The sequence below is a fragment of the Amycolatopsis sp. genome (genome assembly GCF_035546795.1).
Classification (GTDB): domain Bacteria; phylum Actinomycetota; class Actinomycetes; order Mycobacteriales; family Pseudonocardiaceae; genus Amycolatopsis_E.
This window is the reverse complement of record NZ_DASZWC010000014.1, coordinates 42,166-69,036: the sequence shown is the minus strand read 5'-3', so window position 1 is coordinate 69,036 and position 26,871 is coordinate 42,166. Positions and strand designations below refer to the sequence as shown.

The 26,871-nt window shown below is 68.7% G+C and carries 26 protein-coding genes; 9 read left to right on the top strand and 17 right to left on the bottom strand.

Annotated elements, in window-relative coordinates; genetic code table 11:
• Complete coding sequence (locus VHD82_RS10490; protein ID WP_325700318.1) at window positions 1–1,386, top strand: FAD-binding oxidoreductase; 1,386 nt, start codon at window positions 1–3, stop codon at window positions 1,384–1,386.
• On the opposite strand, the gene VHD82_RS10485 is transcribed toward VHD82_RS10490, so the two are convergent.
• The 4 genes from VHD82_RS10485 to VHD82_RS10470 are packed head-to-tail and all read right to left on the bottom strand — an operon-like array spanning window position 1,383 to window position 4,269.
• A complete protein-coding gene (locus VHD82_RS10485; RefSeq protein WP_325700493.1) occupies window positions 1,383–2,105 on the bottom strand; it encodes a DedA family protein in 723 nt (240 codons plus the stop codon). The genes VHD82_RS10490 and VHD82_RS10485 overlap by 4 nt on opposite strands.
• Window positions 2,106–2,154: 49 nt before the next feature.
• Window positions 2,155–2,478, bottom strand: a complete 324-nt coding sequence (locus VHD82_RS10480; RefSeq protein ID WP_325700315.1) for a hypothetical protein — start codon at window positions 2,476–2,478, stop codon at window positions 2,155–2,157.
• Window positions 2,479–2,523: 45 nt separating this feature from the next.
• Complete coding sequence (nagA, locus tag VHD82_RS10475; protein ID WP_414637485.1) at window positions 2,524–3,672, bottom strand: N-acetylglucosamine-6-phosphate deacetylase; 1,149 nt, start codon at window positions 3,670–3,672, stop codon at window positions 2,524–2,526.
• Between the two features lie 24 nt (window positions 3,673–3,696).
• Window positions 3,697–4,269 (bottom strand): SigE family RNA polymerase sigma factor, encoded by a 573-nt coding sequence (locus tag VHD82_RS10470; protein WP_325700312.1) that lies wholly within the window; start codon window positions 4,267–4,269, stop codon window positions 3,697–3,699.
• 133 nt (window positions 4,270–4,402) lie between these two features.
• On the opposite strand from VHD82_RS10470, the gene VHD82_RS10465 reads away from it, so the two are divergent.
• Window positions 4,403–4,678, top strand: a complete 276-nt coding sequence (locus tag VHD82_RS10465; protein WP_325700309.1) for a YciI family protein — start codon at window positions 4,403–4,405, stop codon at window positions 4,676–4,678.
• 3 nt (window positions 4,679–4,681) lie between these two features.
• Here VHD82_RS10465 and VHD82_RS10460 read toward each other — a convergent pair whose 3' ends face one another.
• Both VHD82_RS10460 and VHD82_RS10455 read right to left on the bottom strand, forming a co-directional pair.
• Window positions 4,682–5,599: an SDR family oxidoreductase gene (locus VHD82_RS10460; RefSeq protein WP_325700306.1), complete on the bottom strand. Its 918-nt coding sequence runs from the start codon at window positions 5,597–5,599 to the stop codon at window positions 4,682–4,684.
• A 111-nt stretch (window positions 5,600–5,710) separates the two neighbouring features.
• Window positions 5,711–6,649, bottom strand: a complete 939-nt coding sequence (locus tag VHD82_RS10455; protein WP_325700303.1) for an aldo/keto reductase — start codon at window positions 6,647–6,649, stop codon at window positions 5,711–5,713.
• Between the two features lie 50 nt (window positions 6,650–6,699).
• Between VHD82_RS10455 and VHD82_RS10450 the strand changes: the two genes are divergently transcribed.
• The gene (locus VHD82_RS10450; protein ID WP_325700300.1) at window positions 6,700–7,527 is read left to right on the top strand and encodes an LLM class F420-dependent oxidoreductase; all 828 of its coding nucleotides are present in this window, start codon (window positions 6,700–6,702) and stop codon (window positions 7,525–7,527) included.
• Window positions 7,528–7,591: 64 nt separating this feature from the next.
• Complete coding sequence (fbaA, locus tag VHD82_RS10445; protein ID WP_325700298.1) at window positions 7,592–8,620, top strand: class II fructose-bisphosphate aldolase; 1,029 nt, start codon at window positions 7,592–7,594, stop codon at window positions 8,618–8,620.
• On the opposite strand, the gene VHD82_RS10440 is transcribed toward fbaA, so the two are convergent.
• Complete coding sequence (locus tag VHD82_RS10440) at window positions 8,595–9,695, bottom strand: hypothetical protein (RefSeq protein ID WP_325700295.1); 1,101 nt, start codon at window positions 9,693–9,695, stop codon at window positions 8,595–8,597. The genes fbaA and VHD82_RS10440 overlap by 26 nt on opposite strands.
• Window positions 9,696–10,042: 347 nt before the next feature.
• Between VHD82_RS10440 and VHD82_RS10435 the strand changes: the two genes are divergently transcribed.
• A complete protein-coding gene (locus VHD82_RS10435; protein ID WP_325700292.1) occupies window positions 10,043–10,453 on the top strand; it encodes a DUF3151 domain-containing protein in 411 nt (136 codons plus the stop codon).
• 17 nt (window positions 10,454–10,470) lie between these two features.
• Here VHD82_RS10435 and VHD82_RS10430 read toward each other — a convergent pair whose 3' ends face one another.
• Window positions 10,471–11,694 (bottom strand): lipase family protein, encoded by a 1,224-nt coding sequence (locus VHD82_RS10430; protein WP_325700289.1) that lies wholly within the window; start codon window positions 11,692–11,694, stop codon window positions 10,471–10,473.
• A gap of 72 nt (window positions 11,695–11,766) precedes the next feature.
• Here VHD82_RS10430 and VHD82_RS10425 point away from each other — a divergent pair, with 72 nt between their 5' ends.
• Together VHD82_RS10425 and VHD82_RS10420 are read left to right on the top strand one after the other, a co-directional pair.
• A complete protein-coding gene (locus VHD82_RS10425; RefSeq protein WP_325700286.1) occupies window positions 11,767–12,411 on the top strand; it encodes a TetR/AcrR family transcriptional regulator in 645 nt (214 codons plus the stop codon).
• Window positions 12,412–12,487: 76 nt separating this feature from the next.
• A complete protein-coding gene (locus VHD82_RS10420; RefSeq protein WP_325700283.1) occupies window positions 12,488–14,356 on the top strand; it encodes an FAD/NAD(P)-binding protein in 1,869 nt (622 codons plus the stop codon).
• Here the strand turns inward: VHD82_RS10420 and VHD82_RS10415 are convergent.
• The 6 genes from VHD82_RS10415 to VHD82_RS10390 all read right to left on the bottom strand — a co-directional run bounded on the left by VHD82_RS10415 (window position 14,322) and on the right by VHD82_RS10390 (window position 20,716).
• Entirely contained in the window at window positions 14,322–15,881 is a 1,560-nt protein-coding gene (locus VHD82_RS10415; protein WP_325700280.1) for an ABC transporter ATP-binding protein, read from the bottom strand. The two genes, VHD82_RS10420 and VHD82_RS10415, sit on opposite strands and share 35 nt — an antisense overlap.
• Window positions 15,874–16,707: an ABC transporter permease gene (locus VHD82_RS10410; RefSeq protein ID WP_325700277.1), complete on the bottom strand. Its 834-nt coding sequence runs from the start codon at window positions 16,705–16,707 to the stop codon at window positions 15,874–15,876. Before VHD82_RS10410 ends, VHD82_RS10415 begins: the two co-directional genes overlap by 8 nt.
• Window positions 16,700–17,638, bottom strand: a complete 939-nt coding sequence (locus VHD82_RS10405; RefSeq protein WP_325700273.1) for an ABC transporter permease — start codon at window positions 17,636–17,638, stop codon at window positions 16,700–16,702. The genes VHD82_RS10410 and VHD82_RS10405 overlap by 8 nt, the downstream gene beginning before the upstream one ends.
• On the bottom strand, window positions 17,635–19,239 hold the full coding sequence (locus VHD82_RS10400; RefSeq protein ID WP_325700270.1) for an ABC transporter substrate-binding protein: 1,605 nt from the start codon (window positions 19,237–19,239) through the stop codon (window positions 17,635–17,637). Before VHD82_RS10400 ends, VHD82_RS10405 begins: the two co-directional genes overlap by 4 nt.
• Window positions 19,240–19,294: 55 nt before the next feature.
• The gene (locus tag VHD82_RS10395; RefSeq protein WP_325700267.1) at window positions 19,295–19,915 is read right to left on the bottom strand and encodes an HNH endonuclease family protein; all 621 of its coding nucleotides are present in this window, start codon (window positions 19,913–19,915) and stop codon (window positions 19,295–19,297) included.
• 120 nt (window positions 19,916–20,035) lie between these two features.
• Window positions 20,036–20,716, bottom strand: coding sequence for a hypothetical protein (locus tag VHD82_RS10390; protein WP_325700264.1), 681 nt, complete (start codon window positions 20,714–20,716; stop codon window positions 20,036–20,038).
• Window positions 20,717–20,757: 41 nt separating this feature from the next.
• Between VHD82_RS10390 and VHD82_RS10385 the strand changes: the two genes are divergently transcribed.
• Window positions 20,758–22,044 carry an adenylosuccinate synthase gene (locus VHD82_RS10385; RefSeq protein ID WP_325700261.1) on the top strand — a complete coding sequence of 429 codons (1,287 nt, stop codon included), beginning with the start codon at window positions 20,758–20,760 and terminating at the stop codon, window positions 22,042–22,044.
• Here VHD82_RS10385 and VHD82_RS10380 read toward each other — a convergent pair.
• Complete coding sequence (locus tag VHD82_RS10380) at window positions 22,041–22,535, bottom strand: OsmC family protein (RefSeq protein WP_325700487.1); 495 nt, start codon at window positions 22,533–22,535, stop codon at window positions 22,041–22,043. The genes VHD82_RS10385 and VHD82_RS10380 overlap by 4 nt on opposite strands.
• Before the next feature lie 121 nt (window positions 22,536–22,656).
• Here VHD82_RS10380 and VHD82_RS10375 point away from each other — a divergent pair, with 121 nt between their 5' ends.
• A complete protein-coding gene (locus VHD82_RS10375; RefSeq protein WP_325700258.1) occupies window positions 22,657–23,574 on the top strand; it encodes an LLM class F420-dependent oxidoreductase in 918 nt (305 codons plus the stop codon).
• Between the two features lie 120 nt (window positions 23,575–23,694).
• On the opposite strand, the gene VHD82_RS10370 is transcribed toward VHD82_RS10375, so the two are convergent.
• Both VHD82_RS10370 and VHD82_RS10365 read right to left on the bottom strand, forming a co-directional pair.
• Complete coding sequence (locus VHD82_RS10370; protein WP_325700255.1) at window positions 23,695–25,347, bottom strand: Na+/H+ antiporter; 1,653 nt, start codon at window positions 25,345–25,347, stop codon at window positions 23,695–23,697.
• A 28-nt stretch (window positions 25,348–25,375) separates the two neighbouring features.
• Complete coding sequence (locus VHD82_RS10365; protein WP_325700484.1) at window positions 25,376–26,818, bottom strand: amino acid permease; 1,443 nt, start codon at window positions 26,816–26,818, stop codon at window positions 25,376–25,378.
• Window positions 26,819–26,871 lie beyond the last annotated feature (53 nt).

Here is a 26,871-nt window from a genome sequence, read left to right as displayed (position 1 = left end):
ATGGACGCGCTGCTGACGGAACTCCGTGCCGCCCTGGGCAAAGAAGCCGTACTCACCGATCCCGATGTTGTCGCGAGCTACTCGCGCGACATGATGCCGTTGGCTCCCAACGGAAAGCCGCTGGCAGTCGTGCTGCCGACGGATGTGGCCGGAGTTCAGGCGACGGTCCGCGCCTGCGCTGAAGCGAAGGTGCCGATCGTGCCGCGCGGTGCGGGCAGCGGCCTGTCCGGTGCCGCGAACGCGATCGACGGCTGCGTCGTGCTGGTGATGACCAAGTTCGACCGGATCGTCGAGATCGACGCGGGCAACCGGCTGGCCGTGGTGCAGCCGGGCGTGGTCAACCTGGACTTCCGCAACGCGGTCGAGGAGCACGGGCTGTTCTATCCGCCCGACCCGTCGAGCTACGACTGGTGCACCATCGGCGGGAACCTCTCCACCAACGCGGGCGGGCTGTGCTGCGTGAAGTACGGGGTCACCACGGATTCCGTGCTGGGGCTGGAAGTCGTGCTCGCCGACGGGTCGGTGCTGCGCACCGGGCGCCGCACGGTGAAGGGCGTGGCGGGCTATGACCTGACGAAGCTGTTCATCGGCAGTGAGGGCACGCTCGGCATCATCACCGAAGCCACCGTCGCGCTGCGCCCGTTGCCGCAGGCGCCCGGCACGCTGGTCGCCGGTTTCGATTCGACGGAGAAGGCGGGCGAGGCCGTCGCCAGGGTGGTGCGCGAGGGGCTGGTGCCCTCGCTGATGGAGATCATGGACGCGAGTTCCATCAAGGCCGCGGAGTCGTATCTGAACACCGACCTCGGTGCGGGTTCGGACTGCCAGGCGTTGCTGCTCTGCCAGTCCGACGCGGGCGGCGAAGCGGCGCGGCATGAACTGTCCGCACTGGAGCGGATCTGCCTGGACTGCGGAGCCACGATGGCTTACGCCACCGACGATGTGGCCGAAGGCAAGATGCTGCTGCAGGCGCGCCGGGTGGTGCTCACGGCGTTGGAGCAGTACGGCGTGTGGCTCACCGACGACGTGAGCGTGCCGCGCACTCGCATCGCCGAGTTGATCGCCGGCTGCGAGCGCATCAGCGAAGAAGTGGGGCTGCGGATCGCGGTCGTCGGGCACGCCGGCGACGGCAACATGCATCCGACCATCGTCTACGCCCCCGACTCACCGGAGGAGTTCGCCAGGGCCCGCAAGGCTTTCGACGCGATACTCGAAGTCGGGCTGGCCCTGGGCGGCACAGTGACCGGCGAACACGGGGTCGGCAAGATCAAACGGGACTGGCTCGAACGCGAAGCCGGCCCGGTGGCGATGCGGGTGCATCGGCAGATCAAGCAGGCGCTCGACCCGGGGCGCCTGTTCAACCCCGGCTCGATGTTCTCGCTGGACTAACGCTCGGTCCGCGGGATCTGCTGGGTGACCTCGGCGGCCGGGATCTGCTGCGTGACTTCGGCGTCCTGCTCCGGGGCGAGCTTCTTCTGGCGACGGTTGCGGGCGTACTCGATCACCAGCGGCACCACCGAGACCAGCACGATCAGGATGAAGATGGCCTCGATGTTGTTCTTGATGAACGAGATGTTGCCCAGCACGTGCCCGAGCGCGGTGATGCCGCCTGCCCAGGCGATGCCACCGATGATCGTGTAGGTGAAGTACTTCTTCGGATCCATCCGGCCGACACCGGCGATCCAGGTGATGAACGTCCGCACGAACGGCACGAACCGGGCGAGCACGACCGCCTTCGGGCCGTGCTTCTCCAGGAACGCGTGCGTCTTGTCGACGTACTCCTGTTTGAAGAACTTGGAATCCGGCCGTTTGAACAGCGCCGGGCCCACCTTGTAGCCGAGGAAGTACCCGACCGCGTTGCCCAGCAGCGCGGCGACGCTGACGACCAGGCACACCAGCCACAACGGCGTGTGGATCGAGCCCTGTGCGACGAACAGACCCGCGGTGAACAGCAGTGAATCGCCGGGCAGCACCGGGAAGATGCTGCTTTCGATGAAGATGACCAGGCACAGCCCGACGATCACGTACGCGCCGAACTGGGTCAGCAGGTACTCCGGGTTGAACCACTTGGGCATCAGGGCCAGCGTGGTCGTCGTTTCGGCGAGCATCACGACAAAAACGGTACAGGGTCACCCTATGTCGTGGCTGAGCCCGCACTCACAACAACGTGATCAGACCGATCACGGCGCCGGTGGCCAAGCCGAGAAGTACTGCCAGCACGAGGATCCAGTAGACCGGCAGACCCGCGGGCGATGGTTTGGCCTTCGGCACGGGGTGACGCACCGTGGGCGGCTCGAGCGCGGCGTGTTCCCGTGCCAGCGCGCTGCCGTCGGCGCCGGAGAGCAGCCCGTACTGCGGCGGCAGCTGACTGCCCGCCGCCTGATTGCCCGCCGTCGCCGCATGGTCCGGTGGCGGGGCGCTGCGCGCCTGCGCTTTCAGCGCCTCGGCCAGGAGGCGCTCCGGATCCTGAAGCTCGCTCACCCTCTTCAGCCTAGTCGGGTGAGTCACTCGGCCGATAGCGCCGGGTCAGCGGACCCACTCGCCCCGGCGAAGCACCCGCAAGGGGCGGAGATCGTCGTCGAGCACGACCAGGTCGGCGGCAAGTCCGGCCTCCAGCGAACCGGTCTGCTCGGTCAGACCTAGCAGCTCCGCCGGCCGTCCCGAGGTGGCGCGCACGGCGTCCGGCACGGTCATGCCGGCGCCGTGGACCAGGTTGCGGAACGCCACGTCCATGGTCAGCGTGCTGCCGGCCAGCGCACCCGTCTCGGCGACGGTGGCCACGCCGTCCCGCACGTCGACCTCCAGCCGCCCAAGGTGGTAACGGCCGTCGGCGGCATCGGTGGCCGACATGGCGTCCGTGATGAGCAGGGTCCGCCCCCGCCCGGCATACGTCGCGGCCAGCCGCAGCACCGTCGGGTGGACGTGCACCAGGTCGCAGATCAGTTCGACGGTGACCCGTTCGTCGTCGAGCAGCGCGCCGATCGGGCCCGGTTCGCGGTGGTGCAGCGGGCGCATGCCGTTGAACAGGTGCGTGCCGACGGTCGCGCCCGCGTCGATGGCAGGCCGGATCTGCTCCTCGGTGCCGTCGGTGTGCCCGATGGCGGCGATGACCCCGGCCTCGGTGAGCTGCCGGACCGCGCGCACACCGCCTGCCAGCTCCGGGGCGAGCGTGACCATGCGGACCGCGCCACGGCCGGCGCGCAACAGCGCGTCGACGGCGGCTGTGTCCGGTTCGAGCAGTACGGCCGGATCGTGCGCGCCGCAGCGGGCGGCGGCGATGAACGGGCCCTCCAGGTGGATCCCCGCCAGCTCCCCCTCCTCGACCAGCTCACGCAGCGCGGACTGCTGGCTCACCAGCGAGCGGATCGGCTCGGAGACCAGGCTGGCCAGCATCGTCGTGGTGCCGTGCCGCCGGTGCGCGTGAATGGCGCGCAGGATCTCCTTCGGGTCGCCGCTGGAGAACGAACCGCCTCCACCGCCGTGGCAGTGACTGTCGATGAAGCCGGGCACCACGAGCGCGCCGTGTAGTTCGACCGTGGTGCCGCTCGGCGGGGTACCGGTGCCGACGCCGGAAATTCTCGCTCCGGACACCGACAACCAGCCGTCATCGACCAAGCCTTCGGGGAGTGCCAGCTTGCCGCCGGTGAGCACGAGGTCCGTCACGGAACCCAGCATATATTGGTCTGGACCAACAAGACGTCAGCCGCTCATGGCTTTCTGCAGCGATTCGAGTGCCCGGCTCGCCGTGGATTTGACCGTGCCCTTGGAAATCCCGGCGGCCTCCGAGATCTCCGCCTCGCTCAGGCCGCCGTAGTAGCGCAGCACGAGCACCTCGCGTTGCCGCGGCGGCAGCTTGCCCAGCGCGCTGACCACGGCCTGGTGCTCGCTCGACAACATCGCGAGACTCTCCGCCGAGCGGGCGTTCACCGCGTGCGGCGGGACGTATTCACGCGCCGTCTTGCGGCGGCGCAACACACTCCGTGACCCGTTGACCACGGCGGTGCGCAGATAACCGACGGCCGCCGCCGCGTCCCGTAGCCTGCCCCAGTTGCGGTACAGCCCGGTGAACGCCTCCTGCACCACGTCCTCCGCGGTGGCCGGCTCGTCGACGAGCAGGATCGCCAGGCGCACCAACCGCATCCGGTGGGTGCGGTAGAGATCTTCCAGCGTCAGCGGCGCGGTGGGCTGGCTGGGAACCTGTTCGAAACCGTCGATCGTCCGCAAATGTCCCAGGGTGCGCTCGACACTGCGCTCCGCACTGCCTTCCGGCATCTAGATCCTGCCCGTCCCTCGCCCGTTGTCACATCTTCGACGCGCGCCAAGAGTATCGGGTTGCACCGGGTCGGCCATAGCTCACGACAGGTAGCGTGCAGGCGGACAGCCGAAGTCGGTCGGGAGGCGTTCGATGGCCTGGTTCCTGGTGGAAACCCGTTACGTGCCGGAGAAGTTCGGGGAGGTGCGGCCGCGGCACCGGGAGTTCCTGCGCAAGCTGTCGGACGAGGGCGTCTGCACGGTGGCCGGCCCGTTCGGCGACGGCAGCGGGGGCGTGATGATCTTCCAGGCCGAGGACGAGGCGGCACTGGTGAAGATCCTCGACACGGATCCGTACCACCTCGAAGGCGCGCTCGCGGAACGGACCTTCCGCGAGTTCTCGCCCGTCCTCGGCTCCTGGGTTCCCTGACGATCAGCGCGTAGCGGCTCGTCCGCCGTGGCCGGTGACGGCCGCTTCGCGCGAACCGCGGGCCTTGATGTCCTCGATCGCGGCCTTGTCCGCGGCCGGGATCCGGCTGCGCGAACCGAGCTCGATGATCGGCGGCAGGAACGCACGCAGCAGTTTCAGCGCACCGACCCAGCGCGGCACGTGGATGGTCCTGGCCCGCTTGAGCACTCCGGCCTCGAGGTCGTCGAGCGCCACTTCGAGCGGGTAGGTCTTGCCGAGCAGGCCGGGCATGCTGCCGCGCACCTTGCCGAACACCGGGTGCGCGTCGGCGCTTTCCACCAGGTCGGTGCGGATCCAGGTGGGGTGCGCGACGCCGACCTTCACGCCAAGGTGCGCCACCTCGGCGCGCAGGCTGTTGCAGAACGCCTCGACCCCGGCCTTGGCGGCGGCGTAGTTCGCCATCCCCGGCGCGTGCGTGATCGCGGCCAGCGAGGAGATCGCGAGCAAATAGCCCTTGCTCTCGATCACGTGTGGCAGCGTGACCCGGAAAGTGCGCCACACGCCGAGCAGGTCCACCTCGATGACCTTCTCGAAGGCCGCCCGGTCGACCGAGCGGACGAATCCGGTGGTGGCGATGCCGGCGTTGGCGATCACGATGTCGATCCGGCCGAAGTGCTCGACGACCCCGGCCGTCGCCCGCTCCAGCGCGTCCCAGTCCGTCACGTCGGCTTCCCAGGCGTGCGCGGCGGCGCCGATCCGGTCGGCGACCTTCTGCTGTTCCTCGGCTTCGAGCCCGACCAGAGCCACCTTGGCGCCACGCGCGGCGAGCCGCTCGGCCAGCCCCGCGCCGATGCCGCGCGCAGCCCCGGTGATGAGCACGACCTTGCCTTTTACCGATCCGGCCGAAAGTAGGCGGATACGGTCTGCAGCCGACGTGCTCATAGAAACCCGTTTCCGCCGTAGCTGCCGCCGGATTGGTAGGAACGACACAGTGCGTTGGCCATGGTCGCACCGTACCGCACCCTACCGTCAGTAAGCTACTCCCCAGTAGGGTCAGTTCGTGGAGGAAGCATCCGACAGCCGGGCCAGTTCGTCGCTGGTCAGCCGCAGCTCCACGGAGGCCACCAGGTCGGCCAGCTGCTCCGTGTTGCGCGCGCTCGCGATCGGCGCCGCCACCGTCGGCTGCGCGGCCAGCCACGCCAGCGAGACAGCAGCGGGCGAACTGCCGTGCGCGGCCGCGATCTCGTCGAGCGCCTCCAGCACGCGCTCACCCCGGTGATCCAGGTAGGACACCGCGCCCTCGGCACGCGGGCTGTCCGCGTTCGCCTCGCGCGAGCGGTACTTCCCGGTCAGAAAGCCCTTCGCCAACGAGAAGTAGGGCAGGCAGGACAAGCCCTCCTGCTGCAGCAGCGGCGCGAGATCCTGCTCGAACTCGCGCTCCACGAGGTTGTAGTGCGGCTGCAGCGCGACGAACCTGGCGAGGCCGTTCTTGTCCGAAATGGACAGTGCTTCGGCCAGCCCTTCGGCGGTGTAGTTGGAGCCCGCGATGTAGCGGACCTTGCCCGCGCGCACCAGTTCGTCGAACGCCGCGAGGGTCTCCTCCAGCGGGGTGTCCGGATCCGGCTTGTGCGCGTAATACAGGTCGATGTGGTCGGTTTGCAGGCGCCGCAACGAATCCTCGGCCGCCTCGCGGATGTTGCGCGCGGACAGGCCGGGGCGTTTCGCCCAGCTGCCGACCTTGGTGGCGATGACGAACTCGTCGCGGTTGCCGCGCCCGGCCAGCCATTCGCCGATGATCGTCTCGGACTCGCCGCCGGAATTGCCGGGAACGCGGGCCATGTACGAATCGGCCGTGTCGACGAAGTTCCCGCCGGCCGCGGCATAGGCGTCCAGCACGGTGAACGACTGCTGCTTGTCCGCTGTCCAGCCGAAGACGTTGCCGCCGAGGTTGAGCCCGTACACGTCGAGATCGCTGTTACCGATTTTCGCCATGCCCCCAAAATAGAGGAATGAAACCCGGGCGGCCGTCCGTTGGGACGGACATGGTGAACGCACTCGGGAAGATCGGTATCTGGCGCGGCGCGACTCAGCTGAGCCCGGAACTCGCCCAGGAGGTCGAGAACCTCGGCTACGGGGCGATCTGGATCGGCGGCTCGCCGAACGGGGAGCTGGCGCTCGTCGACCAGCTGCTCGACGCCACCGAACACATCGTCGTCGCGACCGGGATCGTGAACATGTGGTCCGACGACGCGGCCACCGTCGGCGCCTCCTACCACCGCATCGCGGCGCGGCACCCCGGCCGGTTCCTGCTCGGTGTCGGCATCGGCCACCCCGAAGCGACCCAGGTCTACCAGAAGCCCTACGACAAGATCGTCGAATACCTCGACCAGCTCGACGAGGCCGGTGTACCGGTCAAGGAGCGTGTACTCGCGGCGCTCGGGCCCAAGGTGCTCAAGCTCTCCGCCGAGCGCGCGGCGGGCGCGCACCCGTACCTGACGACGCCGGAGCACACCCGCCAGGCCCGCGAGATCCTTGGCCCGGACGCGTTGCTCGTACCGGAGCAGAAGGTGGTCTTCGAAACCGATCCGGTGGCCGCCCGCGCGATCGGCCGGGCGAAGGTGGACAACCCGTACCTGCACCTGCGCAACTACGTGAGCAACCTCAAGCGGCTCGGCTGGGACGACGCCGATGTCGCCAGCCCCGGCAGCGACAGGCTGGTCGACGCGCTGGCCCTGCACGGGAGCGCGGCGGAAATCGCCGCCGGGATCACCGCGCACCTCGACGCCGGCGCGGACCAGGTGTGCGTCCAGGTGCTCGACGAGGACCCGCTGCCGGGCTACCGGGCTGTGGCGCAGCTCCTGCTCTCATAGTGGTCTTGGGCCGGACCTCGTACGATTCGGGCACCAGCTGTACCACCTGCTAGGAGGATCAACGATGCCCATCGCCACCCCCGAGGTCTATGCCGAGATGCTGGACAGGGCCAAGGGAGGCGAGTTCGCTTACCCGGCTATCAACGTGACCTCGTCGGAGACCCTGCACGCCGCGCTCAAGGGCTTCGCCGACGCGGAGAGCGACGGCATCGTCCAGGTCTCGACGGGCGGTGCGGAGTTCCTGTCCGGCACCAACGTCAAGGACATGGTGACCGGCGCCTCCGCGCTCGCCGAGTTCGCCCACGTGGTCGCGGACAAGTACCCGGTGAACGTCGCGCTGCACACCGACCACTGCCCGAAGGACAAGCTGGACGGGTTCGCCAACCCGCTGATCGCGATCTCGCGGGAGCGCGTGGCCCGCGGGGAGAACCCACTGTTCCAGTCGCACATGTGGGACGGCTCGGCGATCGACCTCGACGAGAACCTCAAGATCGCGGCGGACCTGCTGGAGCGGGCGGCCGCGGCGAAGATCATCCTCGAGGTCGAGATCGGCGTCGTCGGCGGTGAGGAGGACGGCGTCTCGAACGAGATCAACGAGAAGCTGTACACCGCCGAGGGCGACTTCGTGAAGACGATCGACGCGCTCGGCTCCGGTGACAAGGGCCGCTACCTGCTGGCCGCCACCTTCGGCAACGTGCACGGCGCGTACAAGCCGGGCGCGGTCCAGCTCAAGCCGGACGTGCTCAAGCGTGGCCAGGAGGTCGCGTCGGAGAAGCTGGGGCTGGCCGCCGGTTCGAAGCCGTTCGAGCTGGTCTTCCACGGTGGGTCCGGCTCGCTGCTGGAGGAGATCCACGAGGCGCTGTCGTACGGCGTGGTGAAGATGAACGTCGACACCGACACCCAGTACGCGTTCTCGCGGCCGATCGCGGACCACTTCTTCAAGAACTACGACGGGGTGCTCAAGATCGACGGTGAAGTCGGCAACAAGAAGACCTACGACCCGCGCAGCTACCTGAAGAAGGCCGAAGCCGGCATGGCGGAGCGGGTCGTCGAAGCCGCGCAGAACCTCAAGTCGGCCGGGAAGAAGCTCTAGCGTTCAGGCTCGCCGTCGTCGCCCGGTACACCAGGGCGACGGCGGCGAGCACGATCGGCGCCGTCCACCAGGCGAACGGTGGCGCGATGTCCGACAGGCTCTGCAGCCACAGCACTCCATAGCCGAACACCGCGACCAGCACGCCGGTGAGCAGTCCGCGGCGGTGGCCGAGATCCACCGCGAGGCCGACGAACACCAGGTAGAACGGGATCGTCGAAGCCGGGAAAGTGCCGGCGACGAGCAGCGGCCAGATCACCATCCGGTAGGCGACATACGCGGCCGCCACGCTCGTCGCGGCCCAGCGGTGCTTGAGCGTGTGCCGCGCCAGCGTGAGCACCAGCGCCGAAACCCCGATGCCCCACAACGGATAGACCCAGTCCGCGATGGGCATCGTGAAGTGCAGCACCGCCGTACGGTCCACCGGATGCCCGATCTGCGCGGCGGCGAAGTTCAGCAGCGAGGGCTCCGCTTCGGGCGCGCCGCGCTCCCATGCGCGCAGGCCGATGATGCCGTACTCCTGCTGCCCGTTGGGGAAGAAAGTGTTCTCCAGGAAGAAAACCCACAGCCCCGTCAGCACCAGGGTGCGGAACCGGCCCGGCTCCGCGAGCTTCAGCCAGCCCGTGATCACCCCGGCGAGCATCACGCCCGTGCCCAGGTAGAGCAGCAGGTGCGTCGGGCTCCACGCGGTCAGGTCGAGCCCGTTGATCCGGTGGTTGATCACGTCCAGCGGCGCGGCGAGCAGGAACAGCCCGAGCCCGGACTGCATCAGCCGCAGCGAGCGGCGGTCGCAGCCGAGCCCGGTGTAGCTGTGGATGGCGACCAGCACGATCACGATCCCGGTGCCCACGGTGTTGATCAGGTGCGGGGGCGCCAGGTCGTCGCGGATGAACTTGAAGTGCCATGACACGTCCCAGGACGAGCCGAGCAGCTTGAACGCGAACGCCACGAGCCACATGCCGTAGGCGAAGCGCAGCACCCACTGAGGAGTCGGTCGGCCGGGCGCGCCACGCTCCCAGTGCTCGGCGAAGAACTGCTTCGTCTTCGCGACCGGATTGCCCGCCACCGCCATCGTCATGCGCTCATCAAACACGGTCCCGACGTGCCGCAGGACGGCTATGTCCGAAAATCAGGGATCACCCTGAGGTGTGAAGGATTTGCGCCGATCGCGGCTTGTTCGGCAAGGTGGCCGCCCGTGATGCCGAAACGAATGGTCGCCGCGGTTCTGGTCGCCTGCCTTGTGCTCCTCGGCAGTGGGGTCCTGGCGAGCCTGTTCTTCTAGCTTGAATTTCAACGTCGCGGAGCCGCTTGCGGTGGGCCGGCAGCCTGCACTGCTGCGGGTTCTGGGCGACGGGAGGGGCCGCTACTCGCACCGCCATGCAAGCCGGTTCCGGAAACAATCTCCCGAAGAGGCAGGATGGCGGCATGACGCACAACCTGCTGGGCCCCGAGCCGACCCGTCTGCCCGAACGCAGCGGCCCGGAGGCCGCGCTCGACGCCGGGACCGATCCCGCCGAGGTCGCCGCGGAGCACCCGGATTTCAGTGAAGCCTGGGCCGCGCTCGCCGAGAAGTCACTTGAGGCGGGCGAGATCGTCGCCGCGTACGCGTACGCCCGCACCGGGTATCACCGCGGCCTCGATCAGCTGCGCCGCGCCGGCTGGAAGGGCTTCGGCCCGATCCCGTGGAGCCACCGGCCCAACCAGGGTTTCCTGCGCGCACTGGCGGTGCTGGGCAAGGCGGCCGAACGCATCGGGGAGTCCGACGAGTACGACCGCTGCCGGACGTTCATCGCCGACTCCGACCCGGCCGCCGCCGAGGCGACCGGGCTGAAGTAGACCGTCAGCCGGACCATCTAGAACGCTCCGCAGTTGTCGGGGGCGGGTGCGCCCTTGAGTCGTCCGTCCAGCCAGTTCAGCGCTGCCGGGTAAGCGGCGACGAAGCCTCCGACATGCGTGGGGACGGCGAGGGCATCGAACTGCACGGTCGCGCCTTCGGAGCACCACGAGCGCGCCATCTGGCGGCCCTGCTCGAACGGCACGATGTCGTCGGCCGAGCTGTGTTCGACCAGCACCGGGACCTTCGGCGCGATGGTGCCGATCAGCTGCTCGGCGACCACCGAGGCGAACGGCTCGTCGGCGAGGTAGTCGGTGATCGGGCGCCCGTCGGCGGTCAGGTCGGCGGTCTTGGTGAAGGCGTTCTTGACCAGCCCGTCCACCGTGCATTCGGTCTCGACGGCGGATTCCAGCGCCTTACCCTTCTCGTTGAGCAGTGCCGGGATGTTCAGCTCGGGGTAGGCGTAGTTCATGCTCGCCACGGCGAACATCAGGAAGCCAACGGCGTACTGCCCGTCGAGGCTCTTGGCGACGGCGGCGAGGTCCGCGGGCGGAGCACCGGCGTACGCGCCCTTGAGATCCAGCTCCGGCGCGTAGGTCGGCTGAAGTTCAGCTGCCGCGGCGGAAGCGCCGCCGCCCTGTGAGTATCCGGCGATCGCGATCGGGCCGTTCGAAGGCAGGTGCGCGTCGGGAAGCCGTTGTGCGGCACGGGCCGCGTCGAGCACCGCGTAGCCCTCGGCCTTGCGGTTGACGTACGTGTGCACGCCCGGCGTGCCGAGACCTTCGTAGTCGGTGAGCACGACGCCGTAGCCACGGGTGAGCAGGCCGTCGATGAAAACGCCCTCGTACTCGTAACCACCGGCCAGCGCCTTGGACGGCGCGCATTGGTCGCCCATTCCCTGTGTGCCGACGGCGTAGCTGACGATCGGGCGCTGCCCCGGCCCGGTCCACGGTGTGGTCGGCGTGAGCACGGTGCCGGTGACCGCGACCGGGTCGCCATGCGCGTCGGTGCTGCGGTACATGATCAGCTGCGCGCTCGCGGGGGCCGGGATGAGCTTGACCGGGTCGAGGAAGAACGTCGTCGGCTGGTGGCGGATGATGTCGCCGGCGTGGCCCGACGGTAAGGGAGCCGGCGGATCATAGAAGTCGGCCGCACCGGCCGGTGCCGCTCCGACGGCGAGCGAGACGAGACTTATCAGCGTGGTGATAGTCGCCGCCAGCCGGCGACTGTGTGTCAGACGCATTCTCGCTCCCCGATGAGCTATTTTCCGACATGGTTGTCGGAAAAAGGATCGAGGTGAGGGTTCCCAGTGTCAATGCCCCGAAAGCGTGGTCCGGGGCGGCCGCGGAAGCTGCCGGTCGACGACCAGCGCGCCCTGACGCTGGCCGCGGCCAGGCACGTCTTCGCCGCACAGGGTCCGCAAGGCGCGACCATCGAGGAGATCGCCAAGCAGGCCGGGCTGACGAGGCAGACCGTTTACGAACTGTTCGGCGACAAGCATTCGCTCTTCGCGCAGACGGTCGCCGACGTCGAGGAACAGGCCTACGCCACGATCGCCGAGCGCGGTTCGGGCGACGCCGATCTGGACCTGAAATCCTGGGCGCGCACCAACTACGCGAACATGTTCGCCTACGTCGCGGAGAATCCGGACGCCCTGCCGGTGCTGCAGGAGGCCGAGCGCGCCGGCGATCCGGCGCTGACCAGGCTGCGGTCCCGGCTCGCCGAGATCTACACCGAAGCCAGCGGTCGGCGCTGGGCGGAGTACGGCATCGAACCCGGCCGGGCGGACACCGCACTCGTCGCGATGTACTTCGCGATGACCGAGGCCCTCGTGAACCTGAACTGGCCGGACTCCGCACCGGACCGCGACGCCCTGATCGACCTGCTCACCGAGTTCACCATCGGTGGCGTGCTGCGGCTTTACAGCCAGACGCCGGACGTCATCGAGCGGATGCGGTGACTCGTCACAAAGCCGAACGGTGTCCACATTGCGGACACAGGGGCATCCGCGCCGATCCGGTCGTAGCGTCGAAGGCATGCCGCCTGCCCAGCTCGCGATCATCGGTGCGGGACCGCGCGGGGTCGGCGTGCTGGAACGGCTCTCCGCGAACGCCCCGGAACTGCTCGGTGACGCCCGGCTGGTCGTGCACCTCGTCGACCCGTTCCCGCCCGGGCCTGGCCGGATCTGGCGGTACGAGCAGTCCCCGTTGCTGCGGATGAACTCGATGACCGAGGACGTCACGATGTTCACCGACGAGACAGTGCAGATCGACGGGCCGATCGGGCCGGGCCCGTCGCTGTTCGAGTGGGTGGAGCGGCTGCGGGCGGGTGAAGTGGACCATGTGCTCGCCGAGGATCTGCGCGAAGAGCTGAACTCCTTGGCCAGTACGGACTTTCCGACCCGGCGGCTGCAGAGTGCCTATCTCGGCTGGGTTTACCGCAAGGTACTGACCGACCTCCCGCGTGGCATCGAGGTGGTCGAGCACCACACGCGCGCCACGCACATCGAAGGCGACGTCGTGTGGCTGGCCGACGGCGGCAGCATCGCGGCCGACATCGTCGTGCTCACCGTCGGCCACCTCGACGCCGAGCCCGATCCGGCGGAACAGGGCCTGGCCGACGAAGCCGCCGGGCACGGGCTGGCGTACTACCCGGCCGGCTACACCGCGGACGTGGACTACGCGGCCGTGCCGCCCGGCGAACACGTTCTGGTGCGCGGTTTCGGGCTCGCCTTCGTGGATCTGATGCTGTTGCTGACCGAAGGCCGCGGCGGCCGCTTCACCGAGCTTCCCGGTGGCGGGCTGCACTACGAGCCCAGCGGCCGTGAGCCGGTACTGCACGTCGGCTCGCGGCGCGGTGTGCCGTACCACGCGAAGCCCGGCTACCGGCTGCAAGGCGAGCCGTTGCAGCTGCCGAAGTTCTTCACCCCGGAAGCGATCGCGGAAATCCCCGGTGAACTGGACTTCCGCGCCGACCTGTGGCCGCTGATCGCGAAGGAACTCGCCTGGGGTTACTACAGCGAGCTGTTCACCGGACACCCCGGTCGCGTGTCGCTCAGCTTCGCGGAGTTCGCCGCCCAGTACGCCGACTTCGCCTGGGACAGCGCGGAAATGCGGGCGCTGATCGAGCGCGCCGTGCCCGGCGAGGACGACCGGCTCGACCTGGACAGGCTCGACCGCCCGCTGACGGGCAAGCGGTTCGACACCGCGGAAGCGTTCGGTAAACACCTGCGCGAGTACATCGAGGCAGACCTGGCGCGCCGCGCGAACCGGGAGTACAGCGCGGATCTCGGCGCGTTCATGGCGATGCTCTCGGTGTACGGCAGACTGCCGGGACTGGTGGCGACCGGCAGGCTGGATCCGCGTTCTCAAGTGTCCGATTTGGACGGTTGGTTCCACGGGTTCTTCAGCTACTACGCCAGCGGCCCGCCGCCACGTCGGCTGGAGGAGCTCCTCGCCCTGGAACAGGCCGGGGTTGTTTCGTTCCTGGGTGCGGAAATGCGGGTGACACTGGAGGACGGGCGCTACGTCGGCAGCAGCGTGAGTTTCCCCGGCGAGGTCGAGGCGTCCACGCTCATCGAAGCCCGGCTGCCCGCGGCCAGCCTGTCCCGCGCGTCCGACGGCCTGCTCCGGCAGCTGCGCGAAACCGGTCAGCTCGCCGAGGAGGTCGTGCAGGGGCTGCCGTCGGGCCGCATCCACACCCGCGTTGCCGACGGCCGCGTCGTACGGCCGGACGGCACGCCGCAGCACCGCTGGTTCTCCCTCGGCCCGCACACCAGCGCGCGCTCGGCCGGCGCCTTCACCCGGCCACGGACGAACTCCGTGTCATTCCGGCAGAACGACGCGGTGGCCAGGGAAATCCTCCGGACGATCAAGCCGCTTCTTCGGTCTCCCTGCCCGGAATAGCCGCGAGCAGCTCCTGCGTGTACGCGTGCCGTGGGTCATGCAGTACCTCTTCGGCCGGGCCGATTTCGACGAGCTTTCCGGCGCGCATCACGCCGACGCGGTCGGCCACCTGGCGCACCACGGCGAGGTCGTGCGAGATGAACAGGTAGGTGAGGCCGAGTTCGTCCTGCAATCGCACCAGCAGTTCCAGGATCTGCGCCTGCACCGACACGTCCAGCGCCGACACCGGCTCGTCGCATACCACGAACTCCGGCCGCAGCGCCAGTGCCCGCGCGATCGCCACCCGCTGCCGTTGCCCGCCGGAGAGCTCCGCCGGTTTGCGCCTGAGCATCGCCGACGGTAGCGCGACCTGGTCGAGCAGTTCGGCTGACCGATTGGGCAAACCGAAGGCGCGCAAAGGTTCCGAGACGATCCGTTCGACGCTGAGCTTCGGGTTCAGCGAGGCGTACGGGTTCTGGTAGATCAGCTGCATCCGCCTGCGCCACCGCCGCAGTTCGCGGCCGCGCACGCCGGTCAGCTCCGTCCCGTCGACGGAAACCGTGCCTTCGGTGGGTTCGGTGAGGCGCAGCAGCATCCGGGCGGTGGTGGTCTTGCCCGAACCCGATTCGCCGACGAGCGCGAGCGTCTGGCCGCGACCGATCTCGAAACTCACGTCGTCCACCGCGCGCCGGCCGCCGAAGTCCTTCGTCAGTCCACGCACGGAAATGAACGGGCTGCTCTCGGCACGCCGCGCGCGCAGCGGTGTGGTGGAAAGGCTTGGCGCGGCAGCCAGCAGGCGCTGGGTGTACTCGTGCGCCGGCGCCGCGAGCAGCTGGCCGCTCGGGCCTTCCTCGACCACGCGCCCTTCGGACATCACCGCTATCCGCGAAGCGCGATCCGCCGCCACCCCGAGATCGTGCGTGATCAACAGGATCGCGGTGTTCGACTCCGCTGCCAGCTGCTCCAGGTGATCGAGGATCTGGCGCTGCACCGTGACGTCGAGCGCGCTCGTCGGCTCGTCCGCGATGATCAGCTTCGGCCGCCCGGCGAGTGCTGCGGCGATCAGCACTCGTTGCCGCAGGCCACCGGACAGCTCGTGCGGATACTGCCGGGCACGCTCCTCCGGCTCGTCGATTCCCGCGCGCCGCAACAACTCCACGGCCTGTGCCGGCGCGGATCGCTTGTCCGCGAGGCCGTGGATGCGCAGCACCTCGGCGACCTGCGGCCCGATCCGCAGCACCGGATCCAGGGACACCGTCGGATCCTGCGGGATGAGCGCGATCTCCCAGCCGCGCACCGAACGCCAGGCCCGCGGGGAGAGGCTGGTCAACTCCTTGCCGGCAAAGGTGATCGAGCCTTGATCGACCTGCCCGCCGCGTGGCAACAGACCGATCGCCGCATGCGCCGTGGTGGTCTTGCCCGAGCCCGACTCGCCGACCACCGCCACGATCTGTCCGGAATGGACGGTCAGCTCGGCACCGCGCACCGCGGGCACACCCCGGTAGGAGACCTCGAGATCCTTGATGCGCAACAGTTCGTCAGTCATGGCGCTCTCCGTCCAATGCGCGCGAGACCCGGTTCGTGGCGAGCACCACCGCGGCGATCACCAACCCGGGCAAGGTCGTCATCCACCAGGCGGTGGCCAGGTACGAACGGCCGCCCGCCACCAGCGAGCCCCATTCCGGCGTCGGCGGCGTCGCCCCGAACCCGAGGAAGCTCAACGACGAAATCTCCAGCACGGCCGTGCCGAAGGTGAGCACCGCCAAGGCCAGGACCGGCCCCGAGGAGTTCGGCAGCACGTGCCGGTACAACACGCCGAACCAGCGCACGCCGCTCGCCCGCGCCGCCTCGACGAACACCCCGGTGCGCACCCGGAGCACCTCGGCGCGCATCAGCCTGGCGAAGTGCGCGACGTTCGCGATACCGACGGCGATCGCGACCTTCGTCGTGCCGAACCCCAAAGCGGTGACCAGGGACAGCGACAGCAGGATCGACGGGACCGCGAGCAGCACGTCCACCACTCGCATGATCACCGAGTCCAGCCAGCCCGGCCGCATCCCGGCAAGCAGGCCGAGCACGGAACCGGTCACGAGCGCGATCAGCACCGCGAGCACGGCCGCCCACAACGAAAGCGCGGCGCCGTGCACCACCCGGGCGTAGACGTCGCGGCCTGTCTCGTCGGTGCCGAACAGGTGCGCCGCGGACGGGCCCTGCAGCTTCTGCCGCGGGATGCCGGCGATCGGGTCGTAACCGGTGAACCAGTCCGGCACGATCGCCCACGCCACCACCAGCACGAGCACCAGCACACTCAGGATCAGCGCCGGGCGCCGGACGGCGAAACGCGTCCGGCTCAGCGTCAAGACGTCAGCCATTGGTCCTCACCCGTGGATCAAGCAGCGGATACACCAGGTCGACAACCAGGTTGAGCACGACGAAGAACAGCGCGGCCAGCACGATCACCGCCTGCACCACCGGGATGTCCTGCTGGTTCACCGCCGTGGCGGTCACCCGGCCGAGTCCGTCGCGGGAGAACACCGTCTCGGTGACCACCGAACCGGCGAGCAGCTGCCCGGCGATCACCCCGACCAGCGTCAGCGTCGGCATGATCGCGTTGCGCAGCGCGTGTCCGAAGTGGACACGAGACCGGCCGGCGCCCTTCGCCTGCACGATTTCCACGTAGGGCTCGGCGAGCTGGGTGCGCAGACTCTTCGCCAGCACCTGCCCGATCACCGCGCCGGTCGGCAGGGCGAGCGTGATCGCGGGCAGGATCAGCGACTCGAAACCCTTGTTGCCCAGCGCGGGCAGCAGCCTGAGCTGGAACGAAAAGATCTGCACCAGCACCAGCCCGACCCAGAACACCGGCAGCGAAATGCCGACCGAGGGCAGCGAAAGCAGGAACGTGCCAAGCCAGCGCAACCTGGTGAACGTGCCCAGCAACGCCACCCCGCCACCGAAGACCACCGCCAGCAGCAGGCCGAGCCCGGCCGCCGCCAGCGTGGGCGGCAGCGCGGTCAGCACCTGGTGCGTGGCCTGGTCCCCGGTGGCGATTGAGCGGCCGAAGTCCCCGTGCAGCGCGCCGAGCAAGCGCTTTCCGTACTGCACCGGCCACGGCTCGTCGAGGCCGTACGCCGCCCGCTCCTGCGCGATCTGCGCAGGAGTGAGCGTGGTCGAGCCCTCGCCACCGGCGATCTTCGCCAGCACGGCGTCGCCCGGCAGGAGGTACAGGATCACAAAGGACAGCGTGAACGCCGCCCACAGGACCAGTACCGCCTGCAGGATTCGCCTGAGCAGATAGGACTTCATGAGACCCAGGTGTCGAACAGCTGGAGCCGGGACGAAGCCTCGAAGTTCACCGCGTGCGCGTTCTGCCCGACCGCGACCACCTGGGTCAGTTCGAAGACCGGGATGGAGTACGCCTGGTCGACGATGATCCGCTGGGCCTGTTCGGCGGCAGGCTTCCTGGTGGCCGGGTCCACAGTGGACGCTTCGGTGTCCAGCTGCGCGTCCAGCGGGTTGCCCGGGGCCAGCCTGCTGCGGTTGTTCGCCTTGGTGGAGAAGCCGTTGCGCAGGATGTCAGGATCGGCCCTTGTCACGTTGTACCAGAGGAAGTCGTAGTCGAACCGCTGCTGGATCTGCAGGGTCTCCGCCGACGTGTGCAGTTCGAGCTGGAGGTCGAAGCCGATCTTGCGGAGCTGCTGCTGTACGAGTTCCAGCACGCTCTGGCTCTGGTTGAACACGCTGGCGAACAACACCTTCGCGGTCAGCCGCTGCCCGTTCTTGACCCGGATCCCGTCCGGCCCCGGCACCCAGCCGTCCGCGTCGAGCAGGGCCGTCGCACCGGCCGGGTCGAAGGCGAGATCGGTAGACAGGTCGGTGTAGAGCGGAGTCGTGGAGGCGAGGATGCTCGTCGCGGGTTTGTAGTTCGGGCTGAGCACGGTGTCGGTGACCTCCTGGCGGTTGATCCCCTTGGACACCGCCTGGCGCACCTTCTCGTCCGCCAGCACGCCCCGGGTGATGTTGGCCTGCAGGTTGAACACGATGCCGGGATTCGGCCGGGTGTTCTCGCTGAACCCGTTGCCCTGGAACTGTCCCTCGTCCACCGGCTGCACTTCGGTGGTCGCGTCGAGCTGGCCGGACAGCAGACTTCCGGTACGCACGCCGGGCTCCGGCACGATCTTGTAGTCCACCTTGTCGAGGTAGGCCTCACCCTGGTGCTGCCACAGCGACGAGCCCCACGCGTAGCCCTTGCGCTTGGCGATCACGATGTCGGCATTCTGCTTGAAGCTGGTGAAGACGAACGGCCCGGAGCCGATCAGCCCGTCCCCCTGGCACCGTTGGTCCGCCGTTTTCTGGTACGCCGCCGGGGCCAGGATGCCGAGCGACATCGTGGAGCTGGCTTGCAGGAACTGGGCGCTGGGCACGGAAAAATCGATGCGCACGGTCTGCGGGTCGACCACGGTGGAACCGCTGTAGGACGCCAGATATCCCGAACCCAGCTGGGCCTTGGCGCCGAGCGCCTTGATGCCGTCGAAGCTGGTCTTCACCGCGTTCGCGTCCAGCGGGGTGCCGTCGGAGAACGTGACACCGGAACGCAGGTGGAAGGTGAAGCTCGTGGAAGTGGCGTTGCTCTCCCATTTCTCGGCCAGCCACGGCTTGATCTGGCCGGTGGCCGGGTCCTGGTCGGTGAGCGAATCGACGAGCTGCCTGCCCACGTTGAGGGAGGCGTTGGTGCCCGCCTGCTGGGGATCGAGGCAGTCCGGATTGGAGCCGACGGCGATGGTCAGCGTGCCGCCGGGCTTCGGCGGGCCCGCGTCGGCACCGGTCGCGGCTGTGGACGAACAACCTGCGACGAGCAGAACCAGGGCCGTGGCGGGGACGATTTTGGCGCTACGACGGGAAGACACGGGATCACGGTAAGCAGAATTCCGCCCCGTGAACCCGTGTCTCAGTCTGTGGACGTCAGCAGTGGCCGAGCATGTCGGTCAGCGCGGACTTCTCCGCGGAGTTCACCGTGAGGTCGAACTTGTGCTTCACCGCGATCCACATTTCCGCGTAGGTGCACCAATACATGGTGAGCGGCGGTTTCCAGGTGTCCGGCGATGCGTCTCCCTTGGCCTGGTTGACGTTGTCGGTCACCGCGATCAGCTGCGGGTCGGACAGGTCGTTCGCGTAGGCCTGCCGCTGCGCGGTGGTCCACGACGCGGCGCCGGTGCGCCACGCGTCGGCGAGCGGCACGACGTGATCGATGTCCACGTCCGAGGCGGCGGTCCACGTCGCCCCGTCGTACGGGCTGTACCAGCTGCCGGACGTCGCCGCGCAGTCCGAACCGGTGACCACGTTGGTGCCGTCGCGCTTGAGCACCACTTCGCGGGTGTTGCAGTTGTTGCCCTGGTCGATCCAGTGCGGGAACTTGTCACGGGAGTAGCCGTCGAGGCTGCCGTCCGCGGCGACCGTCAGCGTGGCGAGTTCGGAACGGGCGGTGGTTTCGGACGGAATTCCGGGAGGAGTGGCCGCCGCGGTGCCGACGAAGGCGCCGACGGCGAGCACTGACACGGCCAGGACAGTCAACGAACGACGCATTTTGCCGCCTTCGGGTGAGCTGTGCGGGACCTGCCGACACTGACTCACGAAGATGGCGATAGCAATACCTGTGGGTGATTTACCGACGACAGTAGGTTAACGTTCTGTGATCATCGTCATTCACGCGAGACCGCGGATCAGGCGCAGATCCTCGGTGTGGCGGTACCAGGTCCACCGGTTGATCGCGCGTGGGAACGGCACGCCGTCCAGGCTCGGGCGGGTCGGGATGCAGCCGATCTGAAAAGCACGGCAGGCATGGGTCACCGGCCGCTTGAACAGCAGTCCCTTCAGCACGCGGACAACGAGCCCGGGCCCGCCCTCCCCGTCCGGGGAGACCTCGATCGAACGGGCGGCGCCACGGAGCGCGACGTCGTCATCGCAGTACGCGACCCCGCGGACAGCCCCGAATGTGCCTCTCCCCACTATCACTCCGCCGTTGTCGTCGCGGATCAACGGCACCGGGTCCACCTCACCGTTCAGCGCGACCGCCAGCGCCCGCGCCGGGTCGGTCGGCAGACCCCACAGCGCGGCCACCTCCGATGCCGGGTCGGCCGGCACGAAGCCGACCGGGGTCGAGCCGAGCTTTTCCTTGCGCAGCAACCTGATCACCACCGCCGCGAGGTCCGCGTCGGTGCCCGCGACGATCAACGGCCCGGCGTCGGTAAGCGGATCGACCTCCGCCTTGCCCGGCCGCTCCGCGACCCGGTGCACGGACAGCCCCTCCACCTCGGGCAGCGGCGGGGCCGACGCCCCGCAAACCAGTACCTGTCCCCGCACGTCGCGGCCCTCCGTTACGCTCATACATCGGCTTTCCATTCTTTGCCGATTATCTGGAGTGTCACATGCCGGCCATCGTGCTGATCGGCGCCCAATGGGGCGACGAAGGCAAGGGCAAGGCCACCGATTTGCTCGGCGACCGTGTCCAGTGGGTTGTCCGCTATCAAGGCGGCAACAACGCGGGGCACACTGTCGTGCTCCCCAACGGGGACAACTTCGCCCTGCACCTGATCCCTTCGGGCATCCTCACGCCGGGGGTGACCAACGTGATCGGCAACGGCGTGGTGGTCGACCCCGGCGTCCTGCTCGACGAGCTGGACGGGCTGGAGAACCGCGGGGTGGACACCGGGCGGCTGCTCATCTCCGCCGACGCGCACTTGATCATGCCGTATCACGTGGCGATCGATAAGGTCACCGAGCGTTACCTCGGCAGCCGCAAGATCGGCACCACCGGGCGCGGTATCGGGCCCTGCTACCAGGACAAGGTGGCCAGGGTCGGCGTGCGCGTGCAGGACCTGCTGGACGAGAAGATCTTCCGGCAGAAGGTCGAGGCCGCGCTGGAGTTCAAGAACCAGGTGCTGGTCAAGGTCTACAACCGCAAGGCGCTCGACGCCGAGCAGGTGGCCGACGAGGTGCTGGCCGCGGGTGAGAAGTTCGCGCACCGCATCGCGGACACGCGGCTGCAGCTGAACAAGGCACTGGAGCGCGGCGAGACGGTGCTGCTGGAGGGTTCGCAGGGCACGCTGCTCGACGTCGACCACGGTACGTATCCGTTCGTCACCTCGTCCAACCCGACTTCCGGCGGGGCGAGCGCGGGCTCGGGCATCGGACCGGGACGGATCACCACCGTGCTGGGCATCCTCAAGGCGTACACCACGCGCGTGGGCTCGGGCCCGTTCCCGAGCGAGCTGCACGACGAGATGGGCGAGCACCTGCGCAAGGCCGGCGGCGAGTTCGGCGTCACCACCGGGCGCTCACGGCGCACCGGCTGGTTCGACGCGGTGATCGCCCGGTACGCCACGCGGGTCAACGGCATCACGGACTACTTCCTGACCAAGCTCGACGTGCTCTCGGGCCTGGAGCGCGTACCGATCTGCGTCGGGTACGAGGTGGACGGGTTCCGCACCGAGGACATGCCGATGACGCAGACCGACGTGCACCACGCCGTGCCGGTCTACGAGGAGCTCCCCGGCTGGTGGGAGGACCTCTCGGAGTGCCGGACGTACGAGGAGCTGCCCGCCAACGCCCGCGCCTACGTCGAGCGCCTGGAGGAACTCTCCGGCGCCCGCATGTCGGCGATCGGCGTCGGCCCTGGCCGCGACCAGACCATCGTCCGGCACCAGTTCGCTTAGCCCAGCGAGGTTTTCGTCGGCGTCGGGTTGCGGAAGAGGTCGAGTACCGGGCAGTGCTCGTCGACCTGGCGCTTGAGTTCCTCGTAGCGTTCGGCGCCCGCCGGGCCGGTCAGCTCGACGTTCAGGCGCACGTCGGTGAAGCCCGGGCGCGTGTCCGCGAAGCCGAAGAACCCGTGCAGGTCGAGGTCCCCGTCCACGGTCACCTTCACCGATTCGAGCGGGATGCCCAGCTTCGCGGCCCAGAACTGGTACGTGATCACCTGGCACGAGCCGAGTGCGGCGAGCGCGTATTCGACCGGGTTGGCGGCCGTGTCGGTGCCACCGAGCGCGGCGGGCTCGTCGACCGAGAACGAGTGATCACGCACGTTCACCTCGACCACGGTCGCGGTGCCGGCCTTCAGCGCGTGCCCCACGCTGAAGGAGACCGCGGCGTTGGCGGGGTCGCTCTGCACGGCCTCGCGAGTTCCTTCGATGACGTCGTTCAGTGACACGGTCGGCTCCCTCATGATCGGCGGCTGGGAGTACAGGGTGGCCAGCTCCCGGCCCGGCATGCGAGGACTCCCAAACCGTGGGACCCGGAATGGGCTCGGGGCGGGCGGGGTTGGCGAGGACATGACCCTTGGGGTAGCACTCGCGACTTCGGACACCACCAACTACGTGGACGCGACGGTGGAGCTGGCGCGGCAAGCGGCGGACGCGGGCGTGCGGTCCGCCTGGTTCGGGCAGCGGCTGGACTACGACTCCGCCGGGCTGGCCGCGATCGTCGGGCGGGAGGTGCCGGGGCTGCACGTCGGCACGTCCGCGATCCCGGTGTTCGGCAGGCATCCGCTGCTCGTCGCGTCGCAGGCGCAGACCACCCAGGCCGCCACGCACGGCCGGTACCACCTCGGGCTCGCGCTCGGCGCCAAGTTCATCGTGGAGAACGCCTTCGGCCTGCCGTACGAGCGGCCGATCAAGCTGCTGCGCGAGTTCCTGACCGCGTTGCGCCCGCTACTCGAAAAGGGCACGGCCGACTTCCACGGCGAGCTGCTCACCGCCGCGCCGAATCTGCCTACCAAGGTGCCCGGCGCCGAACCGCGCGTGCCGATTCTCGTCGCCGCGATGGGGCCGCAGGCGTTGCGCGCCACGGGGGAACTCGCCGACGGCACGCTGCCGTACCTCGCCGGGCCCCGCACGCTCGGCGAGCAGATCGTCCCCGCCATCACGGAAGCCGCCGAAAGGGCGGGCCGCCCGGCGCCGCGGATCGTCGCGTTCTTGCCCGGCGTGCTGACCGCGAACGTCGACAAGGCGCGCGAGAAAGCCTTGGCGGACATGGCTTTCTACGAGCAGGTGCCCTCCTACCAGCGAGTGATCGCCGCTGAGGGGGCGACGCGCGCGGGCGACCTCGCCGCCATCGGGGACGAGAAAACCGTCGCCGCCGCCGTGCAGAGCTACTACGACGCGGGCGCCACCGAGGTTGTGGTCACCATGAGCGAACTCAACGGTCCCGAGGACCAGCAGCGCACCTTCGAGCTGCTCGGCTCACTCTGATCGGTAAAGCTCGGTTACCCCGGCGAGCACGGCCGCGCGCAGCTCGTCCGGGGGGAATCCCGGTGGGGCCGGCGGACGGCCCGCGCCGCGTGACCGCGTCGGCGGAGCTGCTCGTCCCGCTCACGTGAGCCGCGAGGTGAGCGTGTCCGACAGCGCCAGCTCCTCCAGATCCAGTTCCCGCAACACTTTCCGGAGCACGTCGTCGTCGAGCTCCCCCGCGTCGCGACATGCCAGCACCGCTTCCCGTTGTGCCAGCAGCAGTTCCCGGCGGGCTTGCACGAAAGCGGCGTGGGGGCTGGCTTCGCGATCCTCCTCGGACAACGAGATCGCCGCCAGCGCGCCCCGGTAGCGCGATTCGACGAGCCCGCGCAACCGGGCGGTCAGCCGTTCCGCCCGCTCTCGTGTGATGTCCACTTTGGACAGCAGCTCGGGCATCAGGGTGTTCAGCCGGTCCAGCGCCGCCTGCATCGCCGCTTCGCGGGCATGCAACTCTTCGGCCTCGTCCCGCTCCGCCTCCGCGTCGCTGTTCACCTTCAGCTTGCGGATCAGCACGGGCAACGTGAGCCCCTGGATGAGCAGCGTGCCGATCGCCACGGTGAAGGCGAACAGCTGGATCTCCTCCCGGCCGGGGAACGGCGCTCCGTCCCGGGTCAGCAGCGGCACACCGGTGGCCGCGGCCAGCGTCACGACGCCCCGCATCCCGGTCCACGACAGCACCGTGAAATACCGCCACGGGATCTTCATGCGGTCCCTGTCGAACAGCCGCATCGCCCGCGGCACCACGCCCGTGAGGAACACATAGGGGATCCGGATCAAGATCGTCACCGCGAGCACGACCAGCGCGCAGATCACGAGCGTGGTGTTGTCGGCGGCGGCCTGCTCGGTGTCCTCCAGCACGAACGGCAGCTGCAGGCCCATCAGCGCGAACACCAGTGTTTCCAGCAGCACGTCGAACGAGGCCCAGATCGTCGAGTCCTGCACGCGGGTGGCCGAGCCCGCGTGCAGCGACTGGTTCCCCAGGTACAGCCCGGCGGCGACGACCGCGAGCACGCCCGAGCCGCTGAAGTCCTCGGACAACGGGTGCAGATGCTCGGCGATCACGTACACCGCGAACGGCACGATGATCCCGAACGCCGATTCCATCAGCGGATCGTCCAGCCGCCGCCGGATGAACCCGACGATGACGCCCGCGAGCAGCCCGACCCCGATCCCGAGCACGGCGGCCACCAGGAAGATCAGGAACCCGTGCCCGATCGAGCCTGCCGAACCGAGCACGGCCGCGAGCGCGATCTTGTACAGCGTCAGCGCCGCCGCGTCGTTCACCAGGCTTTCCCCGGTGAGCACCGTCATCAGCCGCCTTGGCAGCCCGAGCCGTCGGCCGATGGCCACCGCGGTCACCGCGTCCGGCGGCGCCACCACCGCGCCCAGCACGAGCGCGGACGCCACCGGCAACTCGGGCAGCAGCAGGTGCACCACGAACCCGACGCCGAGCGCCGTCACGACGACCAGCACCACACCGAGCGCGATGATCGGCCGGGACGCCGACCTGAACTGTGCGAACGAGCTCTCCAGCGCGGTCGAGTAGAGCAGCGGCGGCAGTACCAGTGTCAGGATCAGTTCCGGGTCGAGCTCGACTCGCGGGACGCCGGGGATGAACGAAACCGCCAGCGCCACCACCACGATCAGCAGCGGCGCGGACAGGTTGTACCGGCGGGCGAGGGCTGTCAGGCCGAGCGCGCCGGCCAGCACGCCCATCAGAACCAGCAACTCCATGCCGGCAATCTTCGCTCAGCCGCGCGGTTCACACCGCGCGAAGATCTTCCTCCACGGCTTCCAGCTCCGCCGCCGAACCCTGCACCTTGGGCCCGGTGAACCACTTCCGCGCCGAGACGAACCACCAGATCGTCGCTCCGCCCAGCACGATGAGGAACGCGACCGGGGTGTAGTTGAAGGTGTCCACGGTGACCGGCGAGACCTGCGGCAGCATGAACAGCACGAAGATCAGCACCACCCAGATCGTCGCGATGATCCCGACCGGCCTGCCCCAGCGGCCGAGGTGCCACGGCCCCGGCTCGAACGCGTCGCCCTTGCGCACGCGCAGAAACACCGGGATCACGTACGCCACATACAGTCCGACCGTCGCGATGGAAGTCACAGCGGCGTACGCGGTGGCGCTCCACAGGTACGGCAGCGCGAGGATCAGCGCGCCGACCGCGGCGAACCACACCGAATTGGTCGGCGTCCGGGTGCGTTTGTTGATGCGGTGCCACAGCCGCGAACCCGGGATCGCGCCGTCACGGGCGAAGGCGTAGATCATCCGCGAGTTCGCCGTCACCGAGGCCATCCCGCAGAACAGCTGTGCGCCGATCGCGATCAGCAGCAGGAACTTCCCGGTGGTGGCGCCCGCCGCGTCGATGAAGATCTGCGCCGGCGGCACTCCGGTGGAGGTGTTTACGGCGCCGTCGTAGTCCTGGATCGCGAAGGTCAGGCCGATCAACAGGATCCAGCCCGCGACGAGGGAGACGAGGATCGAGTTGACGATCCCGCGCGGCCCGGCGCGGTCGGCGTTCTTCGTTTCCTCAGTCATATGCGCCGATGCGTCGTACCCCGTCAGCGTGTACTGGGCGACGAGCAGCCCGAGCGCGAACACGTACGGCGCGTAACCCCAGCCAGTGGCGTTCTCGAAATGGCCGAACACGAACGACGCCGACTGATGCTTGGCGGGCACGAACACCAGCACCCCGACGATCACCAGCACGCCGATCAGGTGCCACCACACGCTGACCCCGTTGAGCACCGCGACCAGGCGCACGCCGAAGGTGTTCAGCAGCCCGTGCAGCGCAAGGATGATCGCCAGCAGCAGGATCGTGTGCCCTGGCGTGGCGGCGAAACCCCATTGCAGGTCGAGGAAGGCGTTCAGGAACAGCGCGGCACCGAAGTCGATACCCGCGGTGACCGCGACCTGGCCGACCAGGTTGAACCAGCCGGTGAACCAGGACCAGGCCGCGCCGCCGGACGGGGCGAGCTTGGCGGCCCAGTAGTAGAGCCCGCCAGCCGTGGGATAGCTGGAGCAAACCTCGGCCATGCCGAGGCCGACCAGGATGACGAACACCCCGACCAGCGGCCAGCCCCAGATCATCGCGACCGGGCCGCCGGTTTTGAGGCCGAACCCGTAGAGCGTGAGGCAGCCCGACAGGATCGAGATGATGGTGAACGAGACGGCGAAGTTGGAGAACGCCGACATCGTCCGCTTGAGTTCTTGGGCGTATCCGAGTTGATGAAGCCGCGCACTGTCGT